The 17,765-nt window shown below is 55.8% G+C and carries 18 protein-coding genes; 7 read left to right on the top strand and 11 right to left on the bottom strand.

Going from position 1 to position 17,765, the window contains the following annotated elements:
• Positions 1–320: 320 nt before the first annotated feature.
• The gene (gene mobQ / locus NIT7645_RS08605) at positions 321–1,604 is read left to right on the top strand and encodes a MobQ family relaxase (protein ID WP_050686641.1); all 1,284 of its coding nucleotides are present in this window, start codon (positions 321–323) and stop codon (positions 1,602–1,604) included.
• Here the strand turns inward: mobQ and NIT7645_RS08600 are convergent.
• Entirely contained in the window at positions 1,594–1,932 is a 339-nt protein-coding gene (locus NIT7645_RS08600; protein WP_050686639.1) for a hypothetical protein, read from the bottom strand. The two genes, mobQ and NIT7645_RS08600, sit on opposite strands and share 11 nt — an antisense overlap.
• 92 nt (positions 1,933–2,024) lie before the next feature.
• Positions 2,025–2,561: a hypothetical protein gene (locus NIT7645_RS08595; protein WP_050686635.1), complete on the bottom strand. Its 537-nt coding sequence runs from the start codon at positions 2,559–2,561 to the stop codon at positions 2,025–2,027.
• Positions 2,562–3,045: 484 nt separating this feature from the next.
• Here NIT7645_RS08595 and NIT7645_RS08590 point away from each other — a divergent pair, with 484 nt between their 5' ends.
• Positions 3,046–3,930, top strand: coding sequence for an ArdC family protein (locus NIT7645_RS08590; protein ID WP_050686633.1), 885 nt, complete (start codon positions 3,046–3,048; stop codon positions 3,928–3,930).
• 216 nt (positions 3,931–4,146) lie between these two features.
• Here the strand turns inward: NIT7645_RS08590 and NIT7645_RS08585 are convergent, their stop codons facing one another.
• Positions 4,147–5,904: a DUF262 domain-containing protein gene (locus NIT7645_RS08585; protein ID WP_050686631.1), complete on the bottom strand. Its 1,758-nt coding sequence runs from the start codon at positions 5,902–5,904 to the stop codon at positions 4,147–4,149.
• Positions 5,905–6,192: 288 nt separating this feature from the next.
• Between NIT7645_RS08585 and NIT7645_RS08580 the strand changes: the two genes are divergently transcribed.
• From NIT7645_RS08580 to NIT7645_RS19250, 5 genes are all read left to right on the top strand, one after another.
• Positions 6,193–6,663: a hypothetical protein gene (locus NIT7645_RS08580; protein ID WP_050686629.1), complete on the top strand. Its 471-nt coding sequence runs from the start codon at positions 6,193–6,195 to the stop codon at positions 6,661–6,663.
• 145 nt (positions 6,664–6,808) lie between these two features.
• Positions 6,809–7,348: a recombinase family protein gene (locus NIT7645_RS08575; protein WP_050686627.1), complete on the top strand. Its 540-nt coding sequence runs from the start codon at positions 6,809–6,811 to the stop codon at positions 7,346–7,348.
• A 65-nt stretch (positions 7,349–7,413) separates the two neighbouring features.
• Entirely contained in the window at positions 7,414–7,662 is a 249-nt protein-coding gene (locus NIT7645_RS08570) for a helix-turn-helix domain-containing protein (RefSeq protein ID WP_050686616.1), read from the top strand.
• A gap of 1 nt (position 7,663) precedes the next feature.
• On the top strand, positions 7,664–9,376 hold the full coding sequence (locus NIT7645_RS08565; protein ID WP_050686614.1) for a hypothetical protein: 1,713 nt from the start codon (positions 7,664–7,666) through the stop codon (positions 9,374–9,376).
• Positions 9,369–10,403 carry a 4Fe-4S dicluster domain-containing protein gene (locus NIT7645_RS19250; protein ID WP_207509050.1) on the top strand — a complete coding sequence of 345 codons (1,035 nt, stop codon included), beginning with the start codon at positions 9,369–9,371 and terminating at the stop codon, positions 10,401–10,403. Before NIT7645_RS08565 ends, NIT7645_RS19250 begins: the two co-directional genes overlap by 8 nt.
• Here NIT7645_RS19250 and NIT7645_RS08555 read toward each other — a convergent pair.
• From NIT7645_RS08555 to NIT7645_RS08520, 8 genes are all read right to left on the bottom strand, one after another.
• The gene (locus NIT7645_RS08555) at positions 10,396–11,175 is read right to left on the bottom strand and encodes a DNA-methyltransferase (RefSeq protein WP_159420182.1); all 780 of its coding nucleotides are present in this window, start codon (positions 11,173–11,175) and stop codon (positions 10,396–10,398) included. The genes NIT7645_RS19250 and NIT7645_RS08555 overlap by 8 nt on opposite strands.
• Entirely contained in the window at positions 11,175–12,152 is a 978-nt protein-coding gene (locus NIT7645_RS08550; protein WP_207509048.1) for a DNA methyltransferase, read from the bottom strand. Before NIT7645_RS08550 ends, NIT7645_RS08555 begins: the two co-directional genes overlap by 1 nt.
• Positions 12,152–12,370 carry a hypothetical protein gene (locus NIT7645_RS08545; RefSeq protein ID WP_050686608.1) on the bottom strand — a complete coding sequence of 73 codons (219 nt, stop codon included), beginning with the start codon at positions 12,368–12,370 and terminating at the stop codon, positions 12,152–12,154. The genes NIT7645_RS08550 and NIT7645_RS08545 overlap by 1 nt, the downstream gene beginning before the upstream one ends.
• Before the next feature lie 452 nt (positions 12,371–12,822).
• Positions 12,823–13,491, bottom strand: a complete 669-nt coding sequence (locus tag NIT7645_RS08540) for a ParA family protein (protein ID WP_050686606.1) — start codon at positions 13,489–13,491, stop codon at positions 12,823–12,825.
• Between the two features lie 111 nt (positions 13,492–13,602).
• Positions 13,603–14,637, bottom strand: coding sequence for a replication initiator protein A (locus tag NIT7645_RS08535; RefSeq protein ID WP_050686604.1), 1,035 nt, complete (start codon positions 14,635–14,637; stop codon positions 13,603–13,605).
• A gap of 225 nt (positions 14,638–14,862) precedes the next feature.
• Positions 14,863–15,414, bottom strand: a complete 552-nt coding sequence (locus NIT7645_RS08530) for a hypothetical protein (protein ID WP_050686602.1) — start codon at positions 15,412–15,414, stop codon at positions 14,863–14,865.
• Positions 15,415–15,431: 17 nt separating this feature from the next.
• Complete coding sequence (locus NIT7645_RS08525; protein ID WP_050686600.1) at positions 15,432–17,108, bottom strand: type IV secretory system conjugative DNA transfer family protein; 1,677 nt, start codon at positions 17,106–17,108, stop codon at positions 15,432–15,434.
• Positions 17,108–17,386: a hypothetical protein gene (locus NIT7645_RS08520; protein WP_050686598.1), complete on the bottom strand. Its 279-nt coding sequence runs from the start codon at positions 17,384–17,386 to the stop codon at positions 17,108–17,110. Before NIT7645_RS08520 ends, NIT7645_RS08525 begins: the two co-directional genes overlap by 1 nt.
• Positions 17,387–17,765 lie beyond the last annotated feature (379 nt).

Raw genomic sequence — 17,765 nt, 5'->3', positions numbered from 1 at the left:
CCCTTGCGGGAGGTATCGCGCCCAGGAACTGACGCCCCTTCGCGATACCGGGTTTGCCCCCGGCAAACCGCCAGTAATCTGTCCCCATATCCCGCCCCCCATGAGGCTGGGGATCTGGGGGCAGATCACTGGCAAGCCCGCGCCTCAGAGAGCCGGAGGCTCGCTTCGGGCGGGCTGTCTTTTCCACTCGTATCGCGCCGAGGCGGGGCGCGACCCATAGGGGAAAAGACGGCTGACCCGGAGGCCCATGTTGGGGCATGGGCCGGGGTCAGCAGCGGCGCGCGTCGGTATCGTCTGCGTCACAGGGCGGGGTAGTCGGCATGGCCAGCTACCACCTCTCCGTGAAGACGATCAAACGCAGCGCCGGACGCTCCGCCACGGCGGCGGCGGCCTACCGTGTCGGCGAGCGCATCGAGTGCCAGCGTGAAGGCCGCATCCACGATTACACCCGCAAACAGGGCATCGAGGAGACCTTCATCCTGACCCCGAAAGATGCGCCAGATTGGGCGCAGGACCGCTCCCGCCTCTGGAACGAGGTCGAGGCCAGCGAGACCCGCCGCAACTCCGTCACCGCCCGCGAATGGGAGCTGGCCCTGCCGTCCGAGATCAGCGCCGAGGACAGGTCGCAGATCACCCGTGACTTCGCCCAGGAGCTGGTCAGCCGCTATGGCGTGGCCGTCGATGTGGCGATCCATACGCCGCACCGTGAGGGCGACCAGCGCAACCATCACGCCCATGTGCTGACCAGCACCCGCAAGCTGGAGCCCGAGGGCTTCACAGCCAAGACGCGGGTGCTCGATTCCGCCAAGACCGGCGGTGTCGAGATCGAGCAAATGCGCGGCCTCTGGGCCGAGTTGCAGAACCGCGCGCTGGAGCGGGCAGGGGAGGTGGAGCGCGTCGATCACCGATCACTTGAAGCGCAGCGGGAGGCAGCGCTGGAGCGTGGCGATCAACTCTCAGCCGAGGAACTGGACCGCGATCCGGAGCTGAAGCTGGGGCCAGCGGCCAATTCAATGGAGCGGCGCGCGAAGGTGATGGCTGAGCGCGAGGGGCGGGAGTACGTTCCGGTCACGGAACGCGGGGCTGTCGTTCATGCCGCCCGCCAGGCCCGCGTCGCGTTCCGCGAAATGCGCGAACGGCTGGACATTGCGCGGGAGACCTATGGGGCCGAGCGGGAGGCCGGGCAGGGCCGTGTCTCAGCCGGTCTGGCAGCACTCAGGGCCGCGACGGCGAAAGACCGCGACCGAAATCCTGAAGACTTCCGAGAGCGTCTAGCGCGCGTCGTGGGCCGGTCACGGGACCAGGACGACACGCAGAAACCGGAAGGCCGCAATTATGCGCGGGAGCGGCTGAAAGAGATCATGGAGAAGGACGCGGGCCGCGATGGCCAGGCGGCGGTTCACAAGCTGGATGGTCACAGCGAGTATGACATGGGCGAGGACACAGGGCGCGAGGCGCGCAAGCCGTCCGTCAACGAGCGCTTGAAAGACGTGCTGAACAAGCCGCGCGAAAAGCTGGAGATCGAGGACGAGCGCGACCAGGAGAAGGATCAGGAGGTCGAGAAAGATCGGGACATCGACCGCGATCCGGGCCTCAGTCACTGACGAGGCGATGCGAGGTCGTTTCCCCGTTCTTCATGGGAATGCTCGCTTGTGTGAACCCAATATCGACAAGGAACGAAATAACGCCAGTTGCAGTCTTGAACTCGCGCACTCTGATTGCGTTCTGCGTCACGCGCGTCCTGGCTGTGACAAGGATTTTCTCCTGTCCATCGTTTCCGACCGTCCGCATGATCCATAGACCGTACCAGCTTGGTCCTTTGCGTTCAGGATCGGCTTTACACAGCACTTCGACCGTATGCCCCTCCTCGGCAAGCGCCCGAAGGCCTTGTTCGGTGGTCACGTTGAGTTCGAGTTCAGTCGTTTGGTTCATCGCATAAACTGAGAAAGGAGAGACTGTCTCAGTGTGGCGGAATTCAGCAATGCGTTCAATAGTATATTATTGGAGAGGCATACATTTTCAGATCAGTTGGCTTCGGGCATGTTTGCCCATGATAGCCGGAGACTGTTGCCCGCTCTTTTTTGCAAGTTGGCCCGCTTTACGAGGCGTCCCGAAACTTCAAAGTCATCGTCAATTTTTACGACGAGCAGTTTGCTGAAATGCCTGTCGAGACGCACGCTGGTCTTTTCTTTGCTGTTGATCGGCGAGATTGTTTTGATTTCAACGAAGTCGTTTCCCAATCTACCATCGGAGCCTTGGGCATGGTTCTTGTGAAGTTTGATTCCATACATGATCGCACCGAAAAGTTCACCAATGTCGCCGTAGACGTTGAGGTGCTGTCCAGTATCGCAGAAATAGGCTTCTGCAAGCGTCAGCAGGTCCTGAAAGTACGGGACCAAAGTTGGATCAGCGTTCGGGTATTTCAGGCGTAGTTCAGCCTCGCGCTCAAGTTCAGCGAGACGGCTGTACTTGGTTTCTTCTGGGTCGATAATGCTATCCCAACCAAGCCATTCGCCATCAATCCAAAATGCGTTGTCTGGCCCTAGTACGTCGGCTGTCATTTGAAACTCCTGTCCCAGAACAATACCCTAAGACTTTGAAAAGATTATGACCGCCTTTCGCTTCGGTTCACGCCTTTAAAGCTGATAGAGTTCAGTGATCCCGGCAAGGTGCCGGTCTCGCTTTGAGCGATAGACAGGGCAGGGGATCGACGGGCTGACGCCCGCTCACCCCAACCCTGACCGTTTTCAAATCCTGTTGATCCGCCTGTCATCCCGGCAGGTCCGAGAAAACCGGCAAGCGCCGCCGATGGCGTCGGTTCCGGTCGAGAATTCTGGTTCCTCCCACGCGCAGGCGCGCGGTTCCCTCCCAAATTCACGCCCTCCACCCGGTTGTCACGGCCCCGCCAGGCCGCAGGACGGGCTTTGCCCTTACCTGCTCTGCCCTTCGGAATGCATGGGCATTCCAAAGATCAGAACAGGAAGGCCCGCCCATCGGCGGAAAGGGGAAGAGACCCGGCCCGCGTCACGCGAAGGAGGGTCACAAATGACCGCAGAGAAGTTGGACGTTTATTCCCATGTTACAAATCAGATCATCGCGCAGATCGAGGCGGGGACGCCGCCCTGGCGCAAGCCGTGGACTGGCGGAGGGACAGGAGTCGGTTTGCCGGAACGGTTCAACGGCGAGGCCTATCGGGGTATCAACATCCTGATGCTTTGGGCGACAGCGATGGCCAAGAATTACAGCTCAGCCCGCTGGATGACGTTCAATCAGGCCAAGCAACTTGGGGGCCATGTCCGCAAGGGCGAGAAATCCGCAACCGTGGTGAAATACGGCACCGTCGAGCGCGAGGACGAAAACGGCGAGGAGCGCCAGATCCCCTATGCCAAGGCCTACCGCGTGTTCAACGCTGATCAGATCGAGGGCTTGCCCGCTGAGTTCTACATCCTGCCCGATCCGCCGCGCGATCTTGGCACTGTGGCCGACCCCGAGCTGGAGGCATTTTTTGCCGCGACCGGCGCGCAGATCGACATTACCGAGGAGCCGCGCGCCTACTACAACATCAAGACCGACCGCATCCACATGCCGCCGATTGGCACATTTTACCGGGCGGCTGGGTATTTTGGCACCTTGGCCCATGAGACAATCCACTGGACAGGCGCGACAAAGCGGTTGGACCGTTTGGGCCGGTTCAATGACCGCAAGGCCTACGCGTTCGAGGAGCTGGTCGCGGAGATTGGCAACTGCATGCTTTGCGCACAGATCGGGGTGGAGCCTGAGTTCGACCAGAGCGCAGCCTATGTCGAAGGATGGCTTGAGGCGATGAAGGAAGATAGCCGCGCGATCTTCCGCGCCGCGTCCGAGGCGCAAAAGGCCGTGGATTACATCATGGAGCGCACCGCGCAGGCCGACCGGATGGCCGCCGAGTAACAGCCCGCACCGCCGCAATGATCGAGGCTCCCGTCAGCAGGCGGGGGCCTTCTTTGTGTTTTGACGTGACCCTGGCAAGGGCGGTTTTTGGGTGACCTGTCGGCGGGCAACCTGAAGGCCACCCGCCGACAGGCCCGGCGCTTCGCGCGGACGGGCATTGGATGCCCAAGTACGTGGCGGGTTTTCGAGTGTGGCAGGATACAGGGTTTCCTTGCGCTATGTGGCTTTTGAAGATCCAAGTTCGACGTAGAGGTCCTCAAAAAGCCGTTCATATCTTGCCTTGGCGAAGTCTATGAACCCGTCAAGATCGTCGGGAACGTCACCCAGAGAGTGCAGATCGCAATAATTGGCCCTAGCCTTCTTGCTCTCGAAGTTTTCCTTCAGCCAAGCCTTGGGAAGAGTGGCATTTTTTTCTTTGTTGAGCTGGCCTTCCAAAAGTTGAAGGTTTGCCACTGTGTTTGCCCAATCCTTCATTTCTTCTTGAATTTCATCAGGGAAGCCGCCCTTCGTCAGCTTGCTTGATGTAAAGCGCGAAATTGGGAATACATGATCTACATGAAACTGGTTGTTTAAATCGACGTGAGGGAAGAGCATTGAAAGCAGCAAGAAAGTCCGCTTGTCGCCATAGCTCATGTCTAGCAATTCATACACTTCATCATCGCTGAACGAGAGCTGTTTGCCTCGTTTAGACATGACGGAGGCAAGAGCGGTGGAGGGAAATGCCGTGTCGGGCGTTTTCTTCAGTACATCGCGCAACGCGGTCAACAGGGTGTCTAGACCGCTGCCCCAGATACCAGATGGTTTCAGTAGGGAGCGGAACAACCAGTCCCGTATGGCAGCACGATCCTTCTTATATTTACCTTTGATTTCAAAGCCCTCTGGGCTTTCGATTTTGTACAGGTAGTAAGCAATCGGAAGTAGTGAGCTTTCAGCTCGGAGATTGGCTCCAGACAACCCAAAGCTTGACGCCAGTTGAACGGTGCGAGTGAGGGCAGATCGAATTGCTGGCCAGTTGTCCTGCAGAAGCACCATGTTTTTCTTGGAAAAGTTGTCAACTTTGAAGCCGACGCTGGCGATGTCTGACAGCATCAGACCAGCCTTAAGGACAAAGTCATGGCTGAAGTTGAAACCAGCGCCTATGTCATTCAGCGTATCCACCAATGAATGAATCTCTTCTCTCGCATCCAGTTCTGTCCATTGGGCAACGGCGATGGAAAGCAGCAAGTCGGAGTAACTCAAAATCGTCCCACCAGAGTTGAGGCGGATGAAAATGTTGAGAACACGGTTCAGCTCTTGAGAGGCTTCCTCGTAGTATGCCACATTCGGGTTAGAGCGAATTACCTCAAAGAGGCGATTAAGAGTGGTTCGGGCAGTTTTCCTCTGTTCCTTGTCGAAATCGTATTCTTCTTCAACAAGATCGGGGATCGCAGCCAGACTGGAAAAATCCAGAATTTTTCCGACCTGAAACCAGCATTTTTCCTGATCGTTTTCAGCCGCTTGAGGCTCCAAAAATTTAAACTCGTAGAAAACCCCGTTTTCAGTCTCGCTGCCGTCATGCAGTAGGTTGATGTATAGGTAACGTACCGGGTAAGCCTCCGGGTTTTTCTTGTGCTTTCCCTTGAGCTTCAATCGCATCGACCCGCGTAGACCAATATTCAGAGCGGTGAGGCGTTGTTGTCCGTCGAGTACGGCGGTTACTCCTAGGCCCTTAGGAACCTCTACCTTTGGGCTGTGTACCCCTTTGAATTCATTGTAATTTCGGACGAAATCGTAAAACTGAAATTCAGTTGCTGTTTCAGGCTGAACCTTCCAGAAGAGGAAGGCCCCAAATGGGTAGCCCTGCATCAAGCTGTCAAAAAGGCGCTCGATTTGTTCCGGACGCCACACGAACTCGCGTTGGATGGCGGGTAGGACATAGTTGTTCTTGGAGATTTCATTGACTGCTTTTTCAATCGTTCCGCCGGGGTGATACATGCCCAATACCTTTGATCTATGCGTTGCCTGTTTGGTGATCCTACAAAGCAGGCGGTGGAAGGTCACCTTGAAAGCGCCGGTCCAAAAAGGTCGTTATCGACGGTGACAGAAACGTCTGAGTTTTGGTGGCTTATCTGCATGCACCTCGCCGGATGGACAGCTTAGTACGACATGTGTTGACTACCTTTGCCCGACATCGCTGCCCTGTTCAGGGTGAGGAGGAAGACCGTGCGGCGGGCGTGATCGTCGGATGGGGACAAGAGCCACAGGCGTTGCTATGTGTTGTGCATGGCCTACGATGACGAAATGCGAGACCTCGCCTCAGAGCTTTTTCGTGTCTTTGCGCAGTGCGAGTACTGCCTGAAGGCGACCGGTTATTGCTACGCCGGGCCGGGCAACGCCGCGACTCCAGATTGGACTCGCTTTGCCCGTGAGCTGTCATCCCTGTCTAATGGCGCGGACGCTGATGTTGCGGCGGCGGTTGCCTACATGCTGGAGCGTCCGCCGAAGAAGCAGGTCTATGTGGACGGGGCTCTTCAATGGCGGGACGTGGTGCCCGAGGCAGAGAACGAAAACGACCGCATCCTGCTCTATGTCCGGCGGGTGCGGAACAATCTCTTCCACGGGGGAAAGTTCAACGGACGCTTTTTCGAGCCCGAGCGCAGCCGTGATCTGCTACAGCACTCCGTCACCATCCTCTTCGCCTGCATCTTCAAATCGCAGCCGATGTTAGAAGCCTACGAGCAAAGAACCGACTGAGCAGGCGGTTACGCCCTGCCCGTGCAGGACATAAACGGTCGTTTTTGTCACAAGATGGCAAGTCACCAAAAAACAAGCTGTTGATAAGGACAAAAACCCTCGGCAAAACCTTTGCGGTTTTGGCAGGTTTTTGTCACGATAGGGCATGATCACTGGATATGCCCGCGTCTCGACAGACGATCAAAACCTCGATGCTCAAACCGACGCCCTGAAAGCGGCCGGTGCGGAACGCATCTTCGCAGACAAGATCAGCGGTGTGAGGCGGGATCGCCCCGAGCTCGACGCGCTGCTCGATCAGCTCCGCCCAGGCGATGTGGTGGTCGTTACCAAGTATGACCGGCTCGCCCGATCCCTGCGTGATCTGCTCGATCTGGTGGAAACGATCAAAGATCGCGGCGCAGGCTTCCGTTCCCTGGCTGAAGACATCGACACGACAACGCCGGCCGGCCGGCTCGTCTTCCACGTCTTCGCCTCCATCGCCCAATTCGAACGTGAGCGCATCGCGGAACGCACGAGAGAGGGGCTACAGGCCGCCAAAGCGCGCGGGCGGGTCGGTGGCCGCCCCCCTGCCCTCACAGCCGCCCAGAGGGCCGAAGTGCGCCGCATGCGCGATGATGAACATCGCCACGTCTCCGAGATCGCACGGCTGTTCAAGGTAAGCGAGCGGACGGTGCGACGGGCTTAAGCTACCACCTAAAAGATACTCAAAGTCCGTGGACTCATTGACGTCGACTCAGGCATTTTCGCTTGATGGACGATCATGAATTTATAACGCAATTACAAAAACTTGGCACCACGATTAGGGAGCTACGAAGCGCTAGAGGCTTTTCTCAAGAAAGTTTCGCGGACGCCTGCGGCCTTGATCGAACTTATGTAGGCGGCGTCGAGCGCGGTGAGCGCAATCTGGGCTTTAAGAACCTTCTACGAATTTCCGAAGCGCTTGATGTAGAGCCATCCGAGCTATTGGCTGATATTTCGGCAAAAAGCGGGGGCAAGTGACATGCTCCGCTTTCCCAACCCTGGTTCCACCCTCTCAAACTTTGTGGCGGTCTATGCCGCTGCTTTCAATCGTTTCCGAGGTCAGGTTGTTGATTTAGACAACATTGTACAAGCCACCGTCGAGGCTAACCTGGCCACATCATCGGGACATATGGGCGGTGAGGCAATCGCTCGGTCAACACGTCAAGATCGCAGCCGTGACCCGCTCTACAACCAACTAAAGATGTATGCGGAACTCTTCCGCTCATTGGGGTGGCTTAGGTCAACAGAAGCATCGGCGCTGAACTACACATTCACACTTCTAGGCGAGCAAGTCGTCGCTGCCGGTCGCCAATGGCAACCCCTTCTTGAAGAGACTGTCCTCGGCATTGCCTACCCGAGTCACGTCCTTGACCTCCGCGGCGAGCACTATATCCGACCATTCGCTACGATCCTCAAGACCATGCTTGCTTGCAACGGCGGCCTCTCAAGAGACGAAATGATTGTGGCGCCACTTAGCGCTTCAACAGATCGCTCTCCGGACGCCCTTGCCGCTCTTGCAGCAAAGGTTAATGCCCTGCGCGAAACTCCTGATCACATAAAATCCGCGCTCGAAGAGCTCAAAGAAGAGCGCGGAATCCAGATCAACACCTTGCGCAACTACACCAGGTGGCCGCTTGCTGTTCTCCGCGACCTTGGCTGGACAGAAAAAGACAAAGAGCCTTACCGAAGCAGCAAAAAGACGTTCGAGATTCATCGCTTAACCCCTCATGGGAAAGCCCGTGCATTAAGTCTTTTGGATGCCGTTGATCTCCGAACAGACCAAGTTGACAGTCTCGACTTCAATCAGAAACGGGCGCTTTCCCGCCAGGCACATTTCTCCATGATGGAACGCTCTGGCTTTGATCTGGCGTCTGTAGAAGCCGAATTGCGCGCGGATCGAGAGCTCGTGCATAGCGCCTTGAATGCGCTTCAGGTTCCCATCGAAAAGCCAATACTGTTCTCCCCTTTCCAGTCCCTATCTGTCGCAGACTCATCCTCAATTTTCCCGACCCCTGACGCTTCGCCTGCGGAACGGCACGCTCAAGAAAAATTGGATGGTATCGAAGTTGGCCGTGGCTCAAGAGAGCACTTGTTCGTTGCCCCGAAATATGTCGAAGCTCAAACCGACGACGAAGATGAGGATCTTGCGGGGTTGCGCCGCGAACTTGAAGAGCTTGTTCAGTCCACACCTACCCTAGACGCCGCAGCGACCGTGTTCGCGGAATCTCGCCGTCAAAACACTCAAACGCTGTTCTACCCACTGGTTACACAGCTCTTTCGATTAATGGGCTTTCCAAGCGACTACTCTCGTGCAGGCGTCAATTATCAACGCTGGGACGCCTGCGTTTGGCTCCACGATTTAGCGCTCCCCATTGAGATCAAGTCCCCGACTGAAGAGCTGTTCCTGTCAACAAAGGCCATACGACAAGCTATTGAAAACAAAGTGATACTATTATCGAGAGGTGGGCTCGAAACCCGTCATGAACTCTCCACTCTTGTCGTTGGCTATCAAATACCAAACGAACGAGGCGACATGTCTATGCTTATCGACGATGTTCATGCCGCCTTTGGATTCAAAATCGGAGTTCTCGACCTGAAAACCCTATCTTTTCTTGCTCTCAAAGCAGTTGTTGAAGATGTGTCGGTCGCCGAGGACCAGCTTTCTGAATTGAAAGGATTCCTCAATGTCTGATGTCCTTCGCCACAAGAGAGAACTCGGACGCCAAGGACGGTTGCTTTCACCAGGTGGCACACTGGAATCCATTCACGTTTCACCCAACACCCGATCTGTTTGGCACATGGATGGTGGAAAATCCGGAAACGCTACATGTCTAGGATGTCACGATGCGCCATGCATCGAGCTCAAGGAACAAAATTTCGACCTTGGCGGCGAACTCAGCGCATTTCCAGGTGATCCTTCTCAAGAAGTTTGCCCAGTAAACGCCATTAACTGGAAAGAAGGTGGTGAAACCGTCGAGATCGACAATGAGCGATGCGTCGGCTGTGGCCTTTGTGCATTGCAATGCCCATATGGTGCTATCACACTCAATGTGGATGGCACAGCTAAGGTCGAAACCGACGATCTCGATCACGTCACTGTTCCAGCCGAAACTGGCACAACACACACTCAAGCGAAGAAACAAGGCTCTCTTTCTGCTTCAGGCGGCCACTTCTTAACGAACCTTCCAGAAATTATCGCCGCCCTGAATGATACCCAAACGACTCGGCTTGTTAGGAACATCTTCTTATCCTGTGGGGTAGCCGCAAACATAAGAAGAAAGGGCGACACCAATGTGAGAATGGACGGGTTGCTGAGGTTCCCATCCGGCCAAATTGGTGTGGTTGAAATTGAGACCAGCCCCAACGTACTGGAATCACCAAGAGCTTTGCTAGAAGATATAGCCGTTCTTCATAATCGGTTTGGTGTTCCCATGCCCGAAATTGTGCCGGTCTCGGTGATCAGCTCATTTCCAAACGTGAGAGTGGAGTATTACCAAGTAATTGACGACATCGAGAACGTCCTCGGTATACAGTGCCGATCCCTAACACTCGCTTCGCTCTTCATTCTCGGATGGCATTTTCGATCCCTTGAGAAAATGCCAGATGATCTGTTTACAACCACATCTGGATCAACAGACCTTCTACCATCTCTCAAGGAACTAATACCAGAAATGCCAGACCTAGAGCCCTATCTTGGAGCCTATCGCCCGTTTAAGTAGCCGCTTGGGCGAGGTCTAGGTCAACCTCCCGCAAACGCCCATTGGCGATCTCTACATAATCGCTATTCAGCTCGAAACCGACATGGCCTCGGCCTTCGAGTTTCGCCGCGACACACTCGCTGCCGCTACCTACAAATGGTATAAGCACCGTGTCGCCAGGGTTGGAAAAATGCTTAACTAGCCGTCGAGAGATCGAAAGCGGTTTTTGTGTCGGATGGTCTACCTTTTCATCTCTGAACCTACGACCAGCTAGCACCGGAAAATTCCAGACATCGCCTGCCATCCGACCGTCAGGATGTGGTGTCCAGACCTTACCATTCTTAGTGATCTTGTGCTTCAATCTATCCTGGCTCTTATATGGCTCTCTAACTTCATGATAAATATATTCTTTCTTGGTTTTCGAAAACCAGAGAAGAGGTTCGTAGCATGCATTCAAAGAACGCTTTCCATAGCCAGCAAATCCATTCTCATAGTGCCAAATGATCTGCCGCCGATAGACATATCCGAGCTCATACATGATGCATTGAATCCAGCACTGATGATGATGGATTCCATAGACAAAAATATTTCCTTGATCAGAAAGCACACGGTGCGCCGATGCTAACCACTCGCGCGACCAATCCTTCCACTCAGCTCTCTTCTCGTCCTCTTTGTATACTCCGAAATCTTTGCTCAAGTTGTACGGTGGGTCGGCGATGATAAGGTTGAACGAGCCTTCATCCAGTGCGTTCATGCCTTCTATGCAATCGCCATTTACGATCTTTTCTTCCATCATTTCCCCTTAGCCTTGGCCGAAACGTCTTTCTTCGCGGCTGCTTTCCTGGTTTTTTTAGGTTTCGGTTCAGCCTTCTTTGGCTTCTGAAGGATCAAGATGTATTGGTTGTGGATGTTGGGGACGTAAGAATACGGGTATCCATACGGGAACACTTTCTTGTGTCGCTGATAGAGCACTTTGAGCCCCCGCATCTCCATCCCGACTTTTTCAAGAGAACGAGCAAGATCAGCATGGAACATTATGTAGCGAGATTTATCTCTGAAGTCGCTGACAATGATTGCCATGTACTTTCCAGATTTCAGAGTTCTGGCGCATTCCCCGAAGAGGCGTGTGAGCTCTTCTAGAAATTCTTCATAATCTTCGATCATCGCCAAATCTCGGGGATCGTCCCCGTAGTCTTTTGACAACCCGTTGGCTAGTCTCTCTTGGCGAACCTTATGATCTTCTTTCTTCAGGATCGACCAATAGGGTGGAGATGTGACAACAAAATCTACACTTTCATCTGCAATGGTCGGAAGAACGTCTCGAGCATCTCCTTCAAGAATCCGCTGATCCTCTACCGTTGAAAGCATATCCCCGATTTCAGTGTCCAAGCGCTCACGAGAAAGCTCAGCGAACTGCGGGTTCAGCTCAATCCCTATGCCCTTTCGGCGATCAACTGCACACGCCTTCAGCGTCGATCCAACTCCCACAAAAGGGTCAAGGACAGTCTGACCGCTCTTAGTGAAGTAGCGGATCAAGCGGCCTACATCTGTAAAAGAAAATGGTGCGGGGTGCTGGCGTTCAATCTTGGCATCAGGGTGCCCTGCCCCTAAGCCTCTTTGGTTCCATACTGAAATTGTCTCAACAATCCACTCTTTCGCAGTCAGCTCATTAAGTTTGTTTCGGGGATCGACTTTAGGCTGATCTTCTTTTGCGAGCTCAGCGTCGAGAGCTTCCATAACATCGTCATGCGCAGCGTTTGTAGTTTTCATTATTGTCCTTTCTGCGCTTCACGAAGTGGGAGAAGCGACGGGTTCTTGTTTTCCTGGTAAGCGGAGAGAAACTCTGAAATCGCCTGGCGACCTACCCAAGCGAGCGACACACGATGTGCCTCTGCGATTTTCTGCAAATCGTCGAACTCTTGATCGGTAAGACCGATGGATATGCGGTGATTTTTGCTCATTTTGAACTCTGCCTCACTATGCAGCATTGTGCTGCACTTTGATTCATGTTCATGTCATGTTCTTCCCCATAGGTCAAACTTTCTTAGATAGTTTTACCCTAGCGACCATGACCATGTTCTTGGCTTTGATCGCCAAGGGGTCGAAGAGCCCGGCAGTGAGAAGCGAAATAAATACAACGCGCCAAGACTGTTGCACTATTTGAGTGAGACTGAGTTACTATCGGGCTTTGAGATAGCTTTCCCACATCTGTTCAACGAGTTGTCCTTGCGTGATGCCAAGCCTCTCCGCTTCAACGGCTATAGCCTCTCCTACTTCGGGAAACACTTTAGGGTGAAGTTGCCAAGTTCGTGGGCTGGGTTTGCGCCCAGGCTTCTTGCGGGGGGTACGGTCTAGGAACCCCCTCGCCTCTCCAACCTCATCAACGCGCCGGACATCCTCAACGGTCGTCCCTTTCGGACGGGCTGTCAGCCCCGCAAGCCTATTTGAGCCGCTCATAAACCGCCTCCGTGAATGCCTGAGCGTTTGCCAACGCCTTATCTACCTTGCCACCCGTAACCATTTCCGGGTCGTTCATCATCGCTGTCAGATCGCCCCCATAAGCGAACAGTTCCGAGAACGCAGCGCGCGCTACTAGGGACGGCTCGATCACGTCGATCCCGGCCCCACTGAGCTGTTCTTCCAACTCCTTCTGGACGCGGCTTTTGACGGCTGCGCTGGTCTTGGTCAGCACCACAGCATGCCGGATTGACCGCCCAAGCGCTTCTTCCTCTTCGCGAACCAACGCCAACGCTTCGGAGCCGATCTCCGCGTCCAGCGCTGTCGGCTGCATCGGGACAATCACCAAATCCGCTTGGGAGATGGCGCGACTGACGAGCTGTGAGGCGACCCCTTCGAGGTCCACAATGACGATCTTGCCGTCACCATCCGCGCTCCGGATGGTCGGAACGATCTCTGACCGACCAACATCGCTCTTCAAGGTCACACCGGAAGGCGCGCCATGAGATGCCCACCGGGTAAGAGACTTGTTCGGGTCACAGTCAAGCACCGTGACATCCGCGCCCATGCGGGCGAACTCAGACGCGAGAAGAACGGCGCATGTCGATTTTCCAACCCCACCTTTGGGGCTTGCCATAACGATGACGGGCATTGCTCGATCCTGCCATTTAGTTGTTACCGGTTTTATATCTCATACCAGAAATAAATCCAACACCGGAATTAAATCCATTACCGGTTTTATTTCTATAACCGGTTTTTAATCTCAGGGCCTGCCTCGCTTCTCAAACCACTTTCGGCAGAACCCAATGAAAGCGCGGTCAGCGTTGCGGGGCGGCTCAACACACCAGTCACGCCACTCTCGTTCCAGGAAACGAACGTCCCAACCGGGCGCTGCATTGCGCGCTTCTTCGTAGGTATCGGACTGCAGCGGTGGAATACTGCCTTCAACAAGCTGGGCAGGGGCCATCGTGCCGCGATTAGTGAACACCACCATGTCAGCTTCACCTTCAAAGGTAACATGGTAATCTGGCAAATGGTCATGCTCTGCGAGTTGCCGGATCATCTGCCGAAAGCGCTTCTGTGGGCTTTGCGACCCGGTCTTAAGCAGCAACTTGGCCAGCGTGATACGCCAGGTTTTCTGCTGCCCGCAATGCTTCCGGGCGATCTCGTACACCCGTCTTTCAATGGGCTTGCGCAGGCGGAAGTAGTCCCGGTGGAGAGTCAGTACCTCTTCGTTCCGGATTGCGTTGAAAACCCAGTCTGACAGCTTCACTTCACACCATAAGAGACGCCCGTCCAAACCGTGCTTTCGGCGGATCGAAGAAGCGTCGATCAGGCCAAATCCATCGACTTGCTCTTCATCGCCAGTGACAATGTTTGTCCTGATCCGCGTACCTTCAAGGCGATCAAGGGCATCGAGCAGGGACTGGTATTCCCGGCCACTTGTACCCCGGTTTGTGAAAATCAGCAGCTCTCTGGAGTTAATCCGGACACGGGGCGAAACGGCTTCGCCCTCCTTCAGCTTCGCCATGATTTGGCTGATACAGTAGATCAGAATGTCCTTGTCGTAGATCGTCGCTAAGCCCTTCACACTCGGCGTAATCTGCAGCCACTTATCGCCATTCTCATAGCGCTTGATCGTCGTCTCAGGTTTCTTTGAGAGGGAATAAAACGGATGCTCCATGTGTTGCATGACGTCCTTCAGGACAGCGTCAGCCACATCACAGATGAACAGATCATGTTGCGGATGGCGATCCGGCAGCAGCGGGGCGAGAGCATTCGTGTTATCAGTTACCATGAGTCGACATTCGTGGTTTTAGTTACCGCAGTCAAGATTCGTGTTATCAGTTACCGAAAGCAGGATTTTAGTTACCGAGATTCGTGTTATTAGTTACCGGCTATCAAGAAATTCTATTAGTTTTCAAACCTCTAAGCCTATTTTGAAGCATCGTAACACAGATTCTAACACATATATAACACCCAGCTTCTCAAGCTGAACCGATCACTACCAGCGCATCACCGCTCACCGTTGGTAGAACACACAAGCATCGACACCCGTGGTCGTCGTGGTCCAAGACGCTCCTAGGACAGCGCACATGGAAACGTTGCTGGCTAAGAAACGAGGAAGCGTCACCGTCAGGACAAGAGCCAGAACGACAGCACCCAGACCTAACCATGGAAGACGGCTTTTGAAGCGATCCAGCTTTTGTTCCCGTTCCCAAAGCTGGCGCATGGTGTCCGACTTTGCCTGTTCGGTTTTCCTGAGAACTTCCTGGGTATGGTTGGAGGCCCGGAGCAGATCACCGGCCATCTGACTAACACGGGTCAGGGTGTCGCCGATCCTGCCATCGATGGTTACGCCGACAATCTCACCGTAGTGTTCCGGGTCGGTTTGCTTTTGCGCTGCGAAGGCGGCAGAGCGGGCTTCCGTCGCCGTCTTGTTTACACGGTCGAGCACACGGGTTTGATCGTCCACCCGATCCGAGATGCTGGCGACAGCCGTGGCGAGAAGATCAAGCGTCTCGCGCAGATCATCGTCTGAAAGCGGGGCAGGGGAGGCAGGTGTATCAGACATGGCGAATTGCTTTCAGGTTATCGGGCGTCTGGCGTGAACAGCCCAGCAAATTCAGGATCGGCGTAGTAACGCAGCTTTTGGGCGATAGCGGTGGCCTGCCCCTGAACGCGCAGGAGCTGACGATCCGGGGGAAGCTGCATGATTTCATCGGGAGTCAGCAGATCGCGGCCCGTGAGGTTGTTCGAGAAACTGGGACCGTCACCGGGCTTGAAGCTGTCAGTCTGGAACCCGGCGGTTTCCTGGCCGATCATCTGGCTCAGCCACTTGGCCGTCTCGAAATCATTCACCCCGAAGACCTGTTGCACCCCGGCATTGGCGATGAAGGTGCCTGCACGTTCGCCATAGAGGTCCTTGAGCTGGCTCATGTCCTGCAGGATCGGCCAGAGCTGAAGCCCGTAGCCTGCCATAAGCCCCATGGCGCGCTCTACGGCCTCAAGACGGCCAAGAGCGGCGAATTCATCGAGGAGGAAGAGGGTGGGGGACGAAAGCCTCTGAGATGCGCTTTGAGCGCCTGTGGTGGCCGTCAGGGCCTCAGCGTCCCGTGCAATGTCCTGGAGAGCCTGAGAGACCAGAAGGCGCAGCCAGCGGCTGTAGGCGTCCATCCGGTTCGGTGGCAGCACGAGGAAGACGGAGGTGATCCGGTGGCGCAGATCGGAGAAGGCGAAGTCCGAGCGCGCCAGACACTTCGCGATCCGTGGACTGTCCAGGAAGTGCGTATGGCGTTGCGCGTTTGACAGAACCGAGGCGGCTTCCCGATCCGCCTTGCCAAGGAAGCGGTTGGCTGCGCGGGCGATCAACCCGCCCGCCTCGTCGCTTTCCTGCATCAGCTCCAACAGCGCCCGGAGTTTTTCCGGGGGCAGGGTGAGATATTCCCGGACGGTGGCGAGCGACCGGCGGTCGCGATCTTCGTGGCAGACGCAGAACATGATCAGCCCGCCGAGGATGGCTTTGGCCTCCTCGTTCCAATGCGCCTCCGTCACCTGACCCGGCGGGTCCATGACCAGCGCCTCTGTCAGGGAGGCGGCATCCTCGCTCAGATCGAGGCTGCCCGGGGTCAACCGGTCGAGAGGGTTGTAGGCCGCAGAGGGATGGCCGCTGACCTCAAAGGGATCGAGGACGTGGACCGTTCCGAACCGCCGCCGGGCTTCCCTGGCAATCCGGGCGTTCTCGCCCTTGGGGTCGATCACCAGAACCGAGCGTTCCGCCGCCAGCAGGTTCGGGATCACGGTGCCGACGCCTTTGCCTGCCCGTGTCGGGGCGAGAGTGATCAGATGGGCCGGGCCGTCATAGCGCAAGAGCCGTCCCGTGTGCGGGTTGCGCCCGATCAAAAGACCGGCATCTTCATGTCCTTTGCCCCGCTCCAGCTTCTTCAGTTCTTTCCGGTTCGCAAACCGCGCCGAGCCGTGGCTGTCACCGGTCAGACCGAAATAGGCATCAGCCCCGGAGGCCATGCGCCAGTACTGAAACCCGAAGACAGCGCCTATGAACATGAAGGGACCGAATACCAGCCATTGCCAGGCGCTTTCGCCGGGCGTCTGGTCGAAGAAGGCGAAGATGAATGGCGTGGCCACCAGTGAGCCGAGCATCGCCCCAAAGGCCATCGCTCCGATCAACCAGCCCAACAGGATGGGCGTGACGATCAACCGGCCGAAGAAGCGGAACAGACCCCCGAAGACGAGCATCACGCGCCGCATCAGGGCGCGCCCTCATCGCTTGTGGCAGGGGAGGGGGCGTCCCACTCCGCGAAGGCTTTGCGATCCTGTTCACGGGAGAGGTTGCGGATCAGCCGGTCGAGCATCGCGGCAGCATTGGAATCCCGTTCCGCCAGGTCCATGAGCGCCCCGCCCAGGATCACCTTGCGCCTGGTATCCAGCTTGCGCTGTCTGGTGGCTTCCCGGTTCTTCAGAGCCTGAAGGCGGGCCTTGGCCTGGGCATAGCGTTTCTCGGCGCGTTCAAGCTCAGTCTCGGCCAATTCGGGAATCCACTTCAAAGAAGGCAGGTGTAAAGGTTAGGCTTGCCACAACCAGCGATAGCGCTTACCCGTAGGCCTGTAAAGGACAAGGGCGCACTTATGCAAACTCTCCACCTACGGTTCCGAGCTTTGCGTGCGATCTCCTTGAGGCAGGGCCTCAGCCGATGGCGAACTCCGTCCGACGCAATGCGCGCCGGAATGAAAGGTCCTCCCGGCCTCTCAAACTCTCCAGGGCCAACTTTGGCAGTTGGATCGCGTCCCACAAACTCGCACCAGCGTCTCGCCCAATGCCCCACGGTGGGGGCCGGTCTTACGCTGGCGTCTCCCTTGCGGGAGGTATCGCGCCCAGGAACTGACGCCCCTTCGCGATACCGGGTTT

The organism is Phaeobacter italicus (assembly GCF_001258055.1).
Classification (GTDB): Bacteria; Pseudomonadota; Alphaproteobacteria; order Rhodobacterales; family Rhodobacteraceae; genus Phaeobacter; species Phaeobacter italicus.
This window is presented reverse-complemented; position numbering and strand designations above follow the sequence as displayed.